Source organism: Kribbella sp. NBC_01510 (assembly GCF_045040325.1).
Taxonomy (GTDB): domain Bacteria; phylum Actinomycetota; class Actinomycetes; order Propionibacteriales; family Kribbellaceae; genus Kribbella.
Map to the genome: position 1 here is coordinate 5,906,765 of NZ_CP109418.1, position 12,981 is coordinate 5,919,745.

Annotated in this window: 10 protein-coding genes; 7 read left to right on the forward strand and 3 right to left on the reverse strand. The window is 68.0% G+C overall.

The window, feature by feature from the left end:
* Positions 1 to 51: 51 nt before the first annotated feature.
* The 5 genes from OG558_RS29425 (at position 52) to OG558_RS29445 (ending at position 8,699) form a co-directional block, all read left to right on the forward strand.
* On the forward strand, positions 52 to 1,710 hold the full coding sequence (locus OG558_RS29425) for a glycoside hydrolase family 13 protein (protein ID WP_405065892.1): 1,659 nt from the start codon (positions 52 to 54) through the stop codon (positions 1,708 to 1,710).
* Positions 1,711 to 1,983: 273 nt separating this feature from the next.
* Entirely contained in the window at positions 1,984 to 5,532 is a 3,549-nt protein-coding gene (dnaE, locus tag OG558_RS29430) for a DNA polymerase III subunit alpha (RefSeq protein ID WP_329475856.1), read from the forward strand.
* A 175-nt stretch (positions 5,533 to 5,707) separates the two neighbouring features.
* Complete coding sequence (locus tag OG558_RS29435; protein WP_405065893.1) at positions 5,708 to 6,349, forward strand: hypothetical protein; 642 nt, start codon at positions 5,708 to 5,710, stop codon at positions 6,347 to 6,349.
* A 46-nt stretch (positions 6,350 to 6,395) separates the two neighbouring features.
* Entirely contained in the window at positions 6,396 to 8,240 is a 1,845-nt protein-coding gene (locus OG558_RS29440; RefSeq protein ID WP_405065894.1) for a DUF3352 domain-containing protein, read from the forward strand.
* A gap of 87 nt (positions 8,241 to 8,327) precedes the next feature.
* Entirely contained in the window at positions 8,328 to 8,699 is a 372-nt protein-coding gene (locus OG558_RS29445) for a VOC family protein (protein ID WP_405065895.1), read from the forward strand.
* Here OG558_RS29445 and OG558_RS29450 read toward each other — a convergent pair.
* Together OG558_RS29450 and OG558_RS29455 are read right to left on the reverse strand one after the other, a co-directional pair.
* Positions 8,690 to 9,457, reverse strand: coding sequence for an SDR family NAD(P)-dependent oxidoreductase (locus OG558_RS29450; protein ID WP_405065896.1), 768 nt, complete (start codon positions 9,455 to 9,457; stop codon positions 8,690 to 8,692). The two genes, OG558_RS29445 and OG558_RS29450, sit on opposite strands and share 10 nt — an antisense overlap.
* Before the next feature lie 17 nt (positions 9,458 to 9,474).
* Entirely contained in the window at positions 9,475 to 10,194 is a 720-nt protein-coding gene (locus OG558_RS29455) for an SDR family oxidoreductase (protein ID WP_405065897.1), read from the reverse strand.
* Between the two features lie 101 nt (positions 10,195 to 10,295).
* On the opposite strand from OG558_RS29455, the gene OG558_RS29460 reads away from it, so the two are divergent.
* Both OG558_RS29460 and OG558_RS29465 read left to right on the forward strand, forming a co-directional pair.
* The gene (locus tag OG558_RS29460; RefSeq protein WP_405065898.1) at positions 10,296 to 11,177 is read left to right on the forward strand and encodes a LysR family transcriptional regulator; all 882 of its coding nucleotides are present in this window, start codon (positions 10,296 to 10,298) and stop codon (positions 11,175 to 11,177) included.
* Between the two features lie 25 nt (positions 11,178 to 11,202).
* On the forward strand, positions 11,203 to 12,360 hold the full coding sequence (locus OG558_RS29465; RefSeq protein WP_405065899.1) for a serine hydrolase domain-containing protein: 1,158 nt from the start codon (positions 11,203 to 11,205) through the stop codon (positions 12,358 to 12,360).
* Positions 12,361 to 12,377: 17 nt separating this feature from the next.
* Here the strand turns inward: OG558_RS29465 and OG558_RS29470 are convergent, their stop codons facing one another.
* Complete coding sequence (locus tag OG558_RS29470) at positions 12,378 to 12,959, reverse strand: dihydrofolate reductase family protein (RefSeq protein ID WP_405065900.1); 582 nt, start codon at positions 12,957 to 12,959, stop codon at positions 12,378 to 12,380.
* Positions 12,960 to 12,981: the final 22 nt, after the last annotated feature.

The window sequence follows — 12,981 nt, forward strand, 5'->3', positions numbered from 1 at the left end:
GGATCGTGGCTGACAACGTTGCCCCTCCCCCCACGTTGCCGAGGTACCCCGATGTCAGCCGAAGTGTGCTGCCCACCCCTGCCGGGCAGCGCCCGCGACTGGTGGCAGACCGCGGTCGTCTACCAGGTCTACGTCCGCAGCTTCGCCGACTCCGACGGTGACGGCATCGGCGACCTCGACGGCGTCCGCGCCCGGTTGCCGTACCTGCGCAGCCTCGGCGTCGACGCGCTCTGGCTCAACCCGTTCTATCCGTCGCCGCAGCACGACCACGGGTACGACGTCTCCGACTACCGCGGCGTCCATCCGGAGTACGGGACGCTCGAGTCGTTCGACCGGCTGATCCGGGACGCCCACCGGCTCGACCTGAAGGTGCTCGTCGACGTGGTACCGAACCATTGCTCGATCGAGCATCCCTGGTTCCGCGCGGCGCTCGCGGCCGGCCCGGGCAGTCCGGAGCGGGCCCATTTCCACTTCGCCGACGGGCGAGGTGAGTACGGCGAGTTGCCACCCAACAATTGGCGGTCGATCTTCGGTGGGTCCGCGTGGCAGCGGGCGTCAGACACCCAGTGGTTCCTGCACACGTTCGCGGCCGAGCAGCCGGACTTCAACTGGCGGCACCCGGACGTCTCGTCGTACTTCGAGGAGGTCCTGCGCTTCTGGCTCGACCGCGGCGTGGACGGGCTGCGGATCGACGTCGCCCACGGACTGCACAAGGCCGAGGGGCTGCCCGACCACGAGCACGCCGAGCACGACGAACTCACCGGCGATCCGGTCAACCCGCACGCCTGGAACCAGCCCGAGGTGCACGAGGTGTGGCGCAGTTGGCGAGCGATCGCGGAGGAATACTCCCGGCGGACCGGCCGTGAGCGGGTCCTGGTCGGCGAGGTCGGCCTCCTGGACACCGATCAGCTCGCGCAGTACCAGCGCCCGGACGAGCTGCATCAGACCTTCTTCTTCGAGTTCCTCCGCGCCGAGTGGGACGACCAGGCGCTGCATGACGTGATCGACCGGGGGCTCGGGACGATCGCCGGGTCCGGATCTTCCGTCGCCTGGGTGCTGAACAACCACGACATGCCGAGGTCCGTCACCCGGTACGCCGGCGGAGCACCGGGTGCCGGACCCGGCGATCTCGACCTCGGCCTGGCCCGGGCGCGTGCGGCGGCGCTGCTGATGCTGGCCCTGCCGGGATCGTCGTACCTCTATCAAGGTGAGGAGCTGGGACTGCCCGAGGTCACGGATCTGCCGGAGCATCTGCTGACCGATCCGATGTTCCACCGCAGTGGCGGCGTGCGACGCGGGCGGGACGGTTGTCGGGTACCGCTACCGTGGACAGCAGCACACGACTCCTTCGGGTTCTCACCGGACGGCACTCGGGGTACGACGTGGCTTCCGCAGCCGGACTGGTTCGCGGAGCACGCGGCGGACCTGTTGCTGGGCAGTGGTGACTCGATGCTGCATCTCTATCGCGAGGCGCTGGCTCTGCGGCACCGGATCCCGGCGCTCGCCTTCGGCGACTTCCGATGGCTGCCGACGGAGCCCGGCGTACTCGCGTTCACTCGCGGCGACGGACTCGCGTGCGTTGTGAACTGTTCGTCCCGACCGGTCTGCAACCCGGTCGAGGGCGTAGTGCTGATCGCCAGCGACACCGAAGCGGGCGAGAAGCTTCCCCCGAACAGTGCCGTCTGGACCCTCCTGCCAGACGGTACCTAAGCCGGCTGACCTGGCGTCCTGAGACCCCTGCTCGGCGCCAGGTCGGCCGATCCATCCGCTCCGAATCCCTCCGGCTGGGGCGGATGGAGGGCCTGCCTCGCCGGCCAGTTGCCGCGGCCGGCGGGGCACGGCAACTGGTGTGATCGTGGTCTGGTCCACGACCGGATATCGGGCGGCCGTGGGACTGGCCGGAGCGGCGGTTGAGAGACTGTCCATGGCGCCGTTTAGGCTGGCTCAGTCCCGCTCACACACGCCCTGGGAGGTCCGCGTCGAATGGCGTCCAGCGACAGCTTCGTGCACCTGCACAACCACACCGAGTACTCCATGCTGGACGGTGCCGCGCGGATCGACGAGCTGTTCAAAGCCGCAGCCGAGAAGGGCATGCCGGCGCTGGCGACGACGGACCACGGGTTCGTCTTCGGCGCGTACGAGTTCTGGCGGACCGCGCGGAAGTACGACGTCAAGCCGATCATCGGCTGCGAGGCGTACCTCACGCCAGGAACCCACCGCACCGAGCGGCGCAGAGTCAAGTGGGGGGACGCCAGTAACAACAGCAGCGAGGATGTGTCGGGCGGTGGCTCCTACACACACATGACCCTGCTCGCGAAGAACACCGGGGGCATGCACAACCTCTTCAGGATGGCCTCGCTGGCCAGCCTCGAGGGCTACTACTTCAAACCTCGGATGGATCGGGAGCTGCTGCAGACTTACGGCCAGGGTCTGATCGCGACGACCGGGTGCGTCGGCGGGGAGGTGCAAACCCGGCTGCGACTTGGCCAATACAAGGAGGCCGTCGCGGCAGCCGCCGAGTTTCGGGACATCTTCGGCGCGGAGAATTTCTACTGCGAAGTGATGGATCACGGTATCGACATCGAGCGGCGGACGCAGGAGGACCTGCTCCGACTCGCCAAGGACCTCAACCTGCCGCTGGTCGCGACCAACGACCTGCACTACACGCACCAGGAGGACGCCCCCGCGCATGCCGCGTTGCTGTGCGTTCAGTCCGCATCGACCCTGTCGGATCCGAACCGGTTCAAGTTCGACGGCCAGGAGTTCTACCTCAAGGCGCCGGAACAGATGCGCGAATTGTTCCGGGACCTTCCGGAGGCGTGTGACAACACGCTGCTGATCGCCGAGCAGTGCGACGTCAGCTTCACCGAGGGCGAGGGCCGGTTCATGCCGCGGTTCCCCTGCCCGGACGGGCACAACGAGGAGTCCTGGTTCGTCGCCGAGGTCGAGACCGGCCTGCACAAGCGCTATCCCGGCGGCGTCCCGGACCACGTCCGCAAGCAGGCGGAGTACGAGATCGAGGTCATCACCTCGAAGGGCTACGCGGGCTACTTCCTGGTCGTCGCGGACTTCATCAACTGGGCCAAGGAGCACGGCATCCGGGTTGGTCCGGGCCGTGGTTCCGGCGCCGGTTCGATGTGCGCGTACGCGATGCGGATCACCGACCTCGACCCGCTCCAGCACGGCCTGATCTTCGAGCGCTTCCTGAACCCGGAGCGGATGTCGATGCCCGACTTCGACATCGACTTCGACGACCGCCGCCGCCCCGAGGTGATCCGCTACGTCACCGAGAAGTACGGCGACGACCGGGTCGCGATGATCGTCACCTACGGCACGATCAAGGCCAAGCAGGCGATCAAGGACGCCGGCCGGGTGCTGGACTACCCGTTCGCGATGGGCGACCGGATCACCAAGGCGATGCCCCCCGCGGTGATGGGCAAGGACGTGCCGCTGTCCGGCATCTTCGACCCGCAGCACAAGCGGTACTCCGAGGCGGGCGAGTTCCGGCAGCTGTACGAGTCCGACCAGGACGTCCGCAAGATCGTCGACACCGCCCGCGGCCTGGAGAACCTGAAGCGCCAGTGGGGAGTGCACGCGGCCGGCGTGATCATGTCCAGCGAGCCGCTGATCGACCTGATCCCGATCATGCGCCGCGAGCAGGACGGCCAGATCATCACCCAGTTCGACTACCCGAGCTGCGAGACGCTCGGCCTGGTCAAGATGGACTTCCTGGGCCTGCGCAACCTGACGATCATGGACGACGCGATCAAGAACGTCGAGGCCAGCCGCGGTATCACGCTGGACCTGGACGTGCTGGCCAAGAGCCTGGACGACGCTCCGACCTTCGAGCTGCTCGGTCGCGGCGACACACTCGGTGTGTTCCAGTTCGACGGCGGCCCGATGCGGGCCTTGCTGCGACTCATGAAGCCGGACGGCTTCGAGGACATCTCGGCCGTCGGCGCGCTCTACCGGCCCGGCCCGATGGGCGCGAACTCCCACACCAACTATGCGCTGCGGAAGAACGGGCAGCAGGAGATCACCTACCTGCACCCGGAGCTGGAAGAGGCGCTGACGCCGATCCTCGGCCCGACGTACGGCCTGATCGTGTACCAGGAGCAGGTGCTGAAAATCGCCCAGGAGCTGGCCGGCTACAGCCTGGGCAAGGCGGATCTGCTCCGCAAGGCGATGGGCAAGAAGAAGAAGGAAGTGCTCGACGCCGAGTACGTCGGCTTCGAGGCCGGGATGAAGGAGAACGGCTTCAGCGCCGCGTCGATCAAGGCGCTGTGGGACGTGCTGGTCCCGTTCTCCGACTACGCGTTCAACAAGGCACACTCCGCGGCGTACGGTCTGGTTTCGTACTGGACGGCGTACCTGAAGGCCAACTATCCGGCGGAGTACATGGCCGCCGTCCTGACGTCCGTGAAGGACGACAAGGACAAGATGGCCATCTATCTGAACGAGTGCCGCCGGATGGGCATCAAGGTGCTGCCGCCCGACGTCAACGAGTCGGACTCGAACTTCACCCCGGTCGGCACCGACATCCGGTTCGGCCTGTCCGCGATCCGCAACGTCGGCGTGAACGTGGTAGCCGAGATCGTCGCGGCCCGCGAGGAGAAGGGCCGGTTCACCGACTTCGTCGACTTCATCGACAAGGTGTCGCTGCCGGTCTGCAACAAGCGGGTGATCGAGTCGCTGGCGAAGGCCGGCTCGTTTGACTCGATGAACCACGCCCGGCGCGCGGTCGTCGCGGTGCACGAGCAGGCCGTCGACGAAGCGATCGACCTGAAGCGGAACGAGGCGCACGGCCAGTTCGACCTGTTCTCGATGGGCGACGACGCCGACGAGGGCGAAGGCAACAGCCGGCTCACCGTCACCGTCCCCGAGATCGAGGAGTGGGACAAGGCGACCAAGCTCGCGCACGAGCGCGACATGCTCGGTCTCTACGTGTCCGATCACCCGCTGTTCGGCGTCGAGCACGTGCTCACCAACGGCAGCGACTGCACGATCGGTCAGCTGCTCGCCGACGAGGACCGGCCGGACGGCACCCAGGTGACGATCGGCGGCCTGGTCACCGCAGTCCAGCGGAAGGTGAACAAGCGCGGCGACATCTACGCGATCGTCACCATCGAGGACCTCGAGGGTTCGATCGAGGTGATGATGTTCTCCTCGGCGTACCAGCTGCACGCGCACCTGCTGAGCAACGACGCGATCATCTTGATGAAGGGGCGGCTGCGTCGTCGCGAGGACCGGGTCGAGCTGAGCGGCTCCGAGGTGATCGTGCCGGACCTGACCGAGGGCCCGAGCGGTCCGGTGGTGATCACGATGGCGGAGAACCGGTGCACTCAACCGGTGGCAGATGGTCTCCGTGATGTGTTGCGGTCACACCCGGGAATGACCGAGGTGCACCTCCGGCTGCAAGGTCGGCAGAAGACGACGGTGCTACGGATCGGCGATCAGTTCAGAGTCACGCCGACCGCCTCGCTGATGGCGGATCTGAAGGCGCTCCTCGGCCCCTCCTGCCTGGCCAGCTGAGGATCATGACCGAAAGGCGGGAGAGTTGAGCGAGGGTGGCCGGAGTGGTGCCTGAGGTGCTCCTGGAACGGCCCGAGCGCCGACGCGACTAGAACTTGGGTCCGAGGGAAAGCGCGCAGGCGCGCCGGAGCGGGTCGGTGGGGTGCGGCTACCGGGCATGGGCCACACTGTCGAGGTGAGTCAACCAGTGCAGCCGTCGTTGCCACAGCAGCCCGGGCAGCCTTCGCCGTATGCACCCCCACCTGCAGGTGGGCCCTTTGGTACGCCGCAGCCGCCGGAGCCGGAGATGCCGTGGGCGAAGGCGATCGTGGTGACCGTCGTGGTGTTCCTGGCCGCCGGTGTGGTGGCCGGGTGGGCGTGGCAGCAGTTCTCGCCGCTGGCGCAGTACACCGTGGACGAGAACGGTGGAGCGCTGGGGGAGGAGCAGATGACCCGGATCTTCGGTCCGGATGGCACGTTCACCGCGATCGGGTTCCTGGTCGCGCTCGTGCTCGGTGGGGCGCTCTTCTGGTGGCTGCGGAACTACGGACCGTGGTCGGTCGCGATCGTGACGCTCGGCGCGTGCCTGGGCTCCGGCATCTGCTGGGGTGTCGGCATGCTGCTCGGCCACGATCCGCTGCAGCCGCGGCTGCAGGCGGCCAAGCCCGGTGATCTGATCTCGGCGCCGCTCGAACTGCACACCTGGACTCCCGCCGCGGCCTGGCTGATCGGTGCCGCGCTGGCCTGCGCCATCCTCGCTGCCACCACCTGGCGCAGCGAGCCGGTTGCAACCACATCGCAACCTGCCGCGTCAGAGCCTGCACCACCGGTGCAATAGCCTTTGCCAGTCCGGTGGGTGAGGCCACCGGCCAGCGAGGGAGCATATGTCCGACCAGAACACCCCGCCCACCCCGCAGTACCCGGGTGCCGGCGATCCGCAGAACCCCCAGAACCCGTCTGGCCCGCCGCAGGGTCAAGGCCAGAACCTGTGGCCCCAGCCCGGTCGGCAGCAGTACCCGCCGCAGCCCGGCCCGCAGCAGCCCGCTTACCAGCAGCGCCCGGCGCAGCAGGGTCAGCCGCAGCAGGGTCAGCCGTACGGCGGACCGCAGCAGCCGCCCGGTGGACCGCAGTACGGCCAGGGCGGTCCGCAGTACGGCCAGGGTGCGCCGCAGTACGGGCAGCCGGGTCAGGCGCCGTACGGACCGGCCGGTGGGCAGGCGTCGTACGAGCAGTTGCACGTTGGTGGGCAGCTGCCGCAGGGGCCTGGATACGGGCAGCCGCAGTGGCAACCGGAGCCGAAGAAGAAGCGCGGCAAGGTGATCCCGCTGATCGCGGCGCTGGCCATGGTGCTCGTCGTCGCGGGTGGCGGAATCTTTGCCTACGGCAAGCTCAAGGGCGGCGACCAGCCGTCCGCCGTGCTGCCGGGCACCGCCGTCGCCTACGCCCGGGTCGACCTGAACCCGTCGGCCGGCCAGAAGGTCGCCGCGATCCGCTTCCTGCTGAAGTTCCCGTCGGTCAAGGACAAGCTCGGCCTGACCGGTGAGAAGGACGACCTCCGGCAGAAGCTGTTCGAGCAGATCAAGAAGTACGCAGGCAACGACCTGGCCGATGTCGACTACGACAAGGACATCAAGCCGTGGCTCGGTGAACGCGCCGGCATCGCCGCGCTCCCGCCCGCCGACGGCAAGGACGACCCGGTCGTCGTCCTCGCGGTCCAGGTGAAGAACGAGGGCGAGGCCACCAAGGGCCTCGACAAGCTGATGGCGAACGAGGACAAGAAGCCGGGTCGCGCGTTCAGCAACGGCTACGTGCTGCTCGGCGACGACCAGACCACCGTCGACAAGGCCGTCGCCACCGCCAAGGACAACCCGCTGGACAAGAACGCCAAGTTCAGCTCGGACATGGACAAGCTCGGAGAGCAGGGCTTCATGTCCGCCTGGGCCGACATGAAGGGCATCGCCTCGATCTCCGGCAAGGTCGACTCCGCGGCGCTCGGCGGGATCGGCGACGCGAGCATGGCCGCCGCGCTGCGGTTCGACGCGTCGTACGTCGAACTGAAGGGCATCGCGCAGGGCGACAAGAGCATCAAGGTGAACTCGGCCGACGCCGGTGACCTGATCACCAAGCTGCCGGACAGCACGGCCGGCGCGGTCGCGGTGTCGGGCGGCGAGAACCTGGTCGACACGATGTGGCAGCAGATGGACAAGGCGTCCAACGGCAACATCAAGCAGCTCACCGAGCAGATCAGCGAGGAGACCGGCCTGACGCTGCCGGACGACCTGAAGAGCCTGCTGGGCAAGAACCTCGCGGTCGCGATCGACAAGGACAGCGCGAACGGCCCGAAGATCGCGGCCCGGATGGAGACCGACCCGGCCAAGGCCGAGCCGGTGGTGGAGAAGCTGACCACCCTGCTGCACGAGCGGAGTTCGGCCAACGTCCCGATCGAGACGGCCAAGGACGACGACACGCTCGTCCTCGCCACCGACAAGGACTACGCCGAGCAGGTGCTCAAGGGCGGCAACCTCGGCCAGTCCGAGAACTTCAAGCAGGCCCTGCCCGACACCAAGGGCGCGGTGACGGTCGGGTACGTCGACTTCGAGGCGGCCGGCTCGCTCAGCCCGCGGTTCAGCTCCGACAAGGATCTGGCCGCCCTCCGCTCCGGCGGTTTCGTGGCCCGCTCCACGGGCGACGGCCAGGCGGAGTTCTCCCTGCGAGTCGTCGCGAAGTAGGACTTCTTCGGCCGGTGATGTCGAAATCGGCCGGACGGCTTCTACCTCCTGGGTGAAAGCACCTTTTCACCCAGGAGGAGAACCACGATGAACCACTTCACTGGCATTCGGACCGTCGGCGTACCGGTCACCGATCAGGATCGGGCGGTCACGTTCTACACCGAGACGCTGGGGTTCGAGCTGTTGATGGACGCACCGCTGCCGCAGTTCGGCGGCCGGTGGATCGTGGTCGCGCCGGCCGGTGCGGCCACGAGCATCGCCCTGGTGCCGGCCTCGGAGGAGAATCCGGCCGGCGTGGACACCGGCATCCGGCTGTCGAGCCCGGACGCGCCGGCGGCGCACAAGCACTTCCTCGCCGAAGGGATCGACACCGGCGAACTACTCGAATGGCCGGGTGTTCCGCCGATGTTCAGCCTCCGCGACCAGGACGGGAACAGGCTCTACGTGTCTCAGGAATGACCCGGCATCGTGATCCCCGTCAGCGAGGCGCAGGCGTCCAGGAAGGCCGCCTGCACCTCGGGATCCGAGGCGGCCGGGTGCGTCCGGTGAGGCTGCAGGTGGTAGTAGTACCCGCCGCTCGGTGTGCTCGGCGCGGTGGCCAGCCAGACCTGCGTCAAGTGACCTTGGCTCAGGTCACCGGGCGCACCCCGGCCACCCATCTTGGTCGGGACCCACCCCGGATCCACAGCATTCGATCGGACCTCGGGCCACAGCCGGGCTGCCGCGAAGGCCAGGATCACGTCGTACAGCTTCGAGTCCGAGTACGCCTGCGCCCCACGCCATCGCCGCCGGGTCCACTGCAAATCATCGAGTACGACGTCACCACCCTCGTGCATGCCGGAGCTCAGATAGACCAGCCGGTCCGGCCGATCGATCAGGGCGGTCAGCACGTACGGCGCCAAGGCGTTGACCGCGAACACGTGCTCGAGCCCGTCGACCGTCTCGATCCGCGCTTCCTGGTAGCCGACGGCCGCGTTGTGGATCACCACGTCGAACCGCCCTGACTCGTTCGCCTGCCGGGCCAGCCCGCGCGTCTCCGCGATACTCGCGAGATCGCCGATCAGCACGCCCGAGACCTTGGGCAGTGCGGCGGTGGCGTCGGCGGCCCGGGCCTGGTTGCGGGCATGGAGTACGACGTCGTGCCCTTGATCGATGAGCTCGGAGGCAGCCAGGTGCCCCAGGCCGTCGGCGGATCCGGTGACGAGAATGCGTGCCATGTCTTCAGTCTGCCGTGTCAGACGAGGACGTGGCCGCCGTCGACCGTGAGGATCGTGCCCGTCGCGTAGCCCTGGTTCATCAGGTAGACGTAGGCCTCGGCGATGTCCGTGACCTCGCCGACCCGGCCGACCGGCAGCAGCCGCGACGTCTCGTCGTACAGCGTTTGCTGGTCCTCGACGGGCATGTTCGACCACAGTGGCGAGCGGACCACGCCGGGCTTGACCGCGTTGACGCGCAGCGGTGCCAGCTCCACGGCGAGTGCGCGGACGAGGGAGTCGACCGCCCCACAGATGCTGGCCGCCACCGACCAGCCCGGGTTCGGACGGTCGCCTGCGGCACCGCTCGTCAGTACGACGGAACCACCCGGGCGGATCTTCGACGCGGCAGCGCTGACCGCACCGAGGGCGCCGAAGTAGCGGAGCTCGAACGCCTTGCGAGCCTGGGCCAGGTCCATCGATGCGACGTCGAGGAGAGTGAGCGACTCACCCGCGGTGTAGACGAGGTGGTCGAACGCGTCGAGGCCGTCGAAGAACGCCTTGACCGCCGCGGCGTCAGTGAGGTCGACCGCCTCGCCGGATGCGGTCGCGGGAAGGGTGTCCAGCGCGCGCTTGACGGATTCGGGGTTGCTAGAGGCAACGATCGCGGTCGCGCCCTGGCCGGCCGCGAGTTGGGCGGTCGCGAGTCCGATCCCCGACGTACCGCCGAGAAGGACGACGCGTTGATCCTGCAAAGTCATGGGAACTGCCTTTCGTGGTGGGGGTTGCCCTTCCACGATGCGCGTGCCCGGCGGGCCGGGTCCAAGACCTCTTCGGACGTCTGTAATACCCTGAAGGTATTGTGGACGTTGACCTCCGCAAGCTCAGGTACTTCGTCGCTGTCGCCGAGGAACTGCACTTCGGCCGGGCGGCGGAGCGGTTGCACATCGCCCAGCCGGTGGTGTCCCGGCAGATCCGCGCGCTCGAGGACGAGCTCAGGGCCCAGTTGTTCGTCCGCACCAAGCGATCCACCGAGCTGACTCCAGCGGGTCGTCAGTTGCTCGACGACGCCCGGCCCTTGCTCGCCTCGGCCGAGGCCGTACGCCGGCGGGTGGCTCAGGCGGCGCGGGGACCGAAGACGTTCACCGTCGGCTTCATGCCCGGCGTCACCGTGACACAGGTCGTTCGGGCCTTCACCGCCGCGCATCCCGGCGTCGAGGTCGAGGTGATCCGGACGACCTGGGACGACCAGGTGGACGTCCTGCACGATGGCCGCGCGGACGTCAGCATCGTGCGCCTGCCGATCGACCAGCAGGGGCTGAGCATCCGCCCGTTGTTCGAGGAGCCCCGGGTCGCGATGCTCCCATCGGACCACCGGCTGGCCGGCAAGCCGATGATCGAGATCACCGATCTCGCGGACGAACACCTGCTGCAGGATCCGGACGCCGTACCGGAATGGCGTGACATCGCGGTCGAACTGCGTCGCGGCCGGCCGAAGCCGGTCACGGCGTATCGCAGCGTCGAGGAGAAACTCGAGCATGTCGCGGCGGGGCGTGGCGTCTCGATCATCCCGTTGTCAGTGGCCAGTTACTACCAGCGACCCGACGTCGCCGTCGTACCGGTAAGCGAGCTCGCCACCAACAAGGTCGCCCTCGCCTGGATCGCTTCCCGCCGCTCCCGCCTGCTCTACGACTTCGCCGACCTCGCCACCACCGTCGACTGGACACCGCGGCAGGACGACTGAGCTCTGGTGGTGAGACCATCGGAAGATGGGGAGGTCCGCGGTCGCGGCGCTGGTCGTCCTGGCCTTGGTGGGGTGCTCGGGTGGAGGACAGGAGCCGAGCGCCGATCCGGCATCGAGTACGCCCGCGACAGTCAGCTTCCCCGACCCGGCGACGGCGCCGCTCGAGCCGGCGAAGGCCAAGGTGCTCCAGGACGCGCTGGCGAAGATCGTCGCGTTCCCGGATGACCCGTCGGGGTCCCGCGGTGCGACCGCCGCGGTCATGACCGATCGATGGAACTGGTCCGGTGCGGCTGGAGTGGATGTCCGCGGTAACCCGTTGAAGCCGGCGACGAGCATGGGGGTCGCAAGTATCACGAAGACGTTCGTCGCGGCGGAGGTGATGCTGCTCGCCAAGGCTGGGAAGGTCGATCTGGACAAGCCGCTCTCGACGTACGTGAAACACCGGCTGACCGCTAACAACGCGACCGTACGGCAGCACCTGTCGATGACGTCAGGTGTGCAGGACTACCTGCCAGGCGACTACGCGCAGCTGACCAAGGCGATCGAGGCGGCTCCGAGCAAGCACCGGACGGCTGAGGAGGCGCTGTCCTACCACACAGCGCCGGTCGGCCGGCCGAACAGCCCGTTCAGCTACAGCAATCCCAACTATGTGCTGCTCGGCATGCTCATCGAGAAGGTCACCGGACAGCCGCTTGCCACCGTGCTCCGGCGTGACCTGGCCGCTCCGGCCGGACTGCGGCACGCCGCCTTCCAGGACGGCGAGAAGCCGCAACCACCCGTGGTGGTCGACGACAGTGAGTTCTGTGGCCCGGCGAACGACGGTTACCTTCCGTGCCGCGCGTTCGCCAGCCTCTCGTCGGCGAACGGGGGGCTCGCGGCCGACGCGCCGACGGTCGCGCGGTGGGGATACCAGCTGTACGGCGGTCGCGTGCTGCCCGCGGGCGTCGTCAGCGAAATGACCAAGGGCGAGGGGGAGTACGGACTGGGGACGATGCGGTTCTCGGAACTGTTCGGCATCGGTACGGCGTACGGTCATAGCGGTGACTCCCCGGACCACACCAGCCTCCTGATCGTGATCCCGGCGAAGAAGGTCTCCGTCAGCGTGCTCCTTGCCGACGGCAACAGGAACGTCGACCACGCGATGGCCGAGCTGACCAAGGCCCTCCAGCCCCTGCTCAACTGAACAGGGGAGGGCGGTGCTCAGCGGCGGATGCGGTAGCGGAGGTGAGTGGCCGTCGGGGTGTCGATCACCCGCACGACGTCCAGCTCGATCTGCGCGGGTAGTACGTCGAACAGCCGGAGGCCGCGGCCGAACAGGACCGGGACCTGGTCGATCTGGAGCTCGTCCAGTACGCCGGCCTCGAGGGCCTTCTGCGCCGTGTACGCGCCGTGGACCAGGACGTCCTTGTCCCCGGCCGCGGCCTTCGCCTGCGCCATCGCGATCTCGATCCCGTCGGTCACGAACTTCACCGTCGGGTACTTCTCGGCCGCGGAGGGCGCCGGCTGGTGACTGAGCACGAAGATCGGCACGCCGTGGTGATCACCACCGTAGTAGTCGACCTGCTCCGCGGTCCGCCGCCCGACCAGCACTGCGCCGGTCGCGTGCAGTTCGTCCCAGATGACTTCGGCCGGCCCTTCCGGGCGGCCGAAGTCGCCGTCCGCGGTCTTGTACCACTCGTGCAACCGCAGGAAGCCGTCGCCGCCCGGATTCCCCGGGGCGTCGTTCGGACCGGCGATGTACCCGTCGACGGACATCGACATCAGCAACACCGATGCAGCCATCAGCCTGCTCCTTCACTCCGTG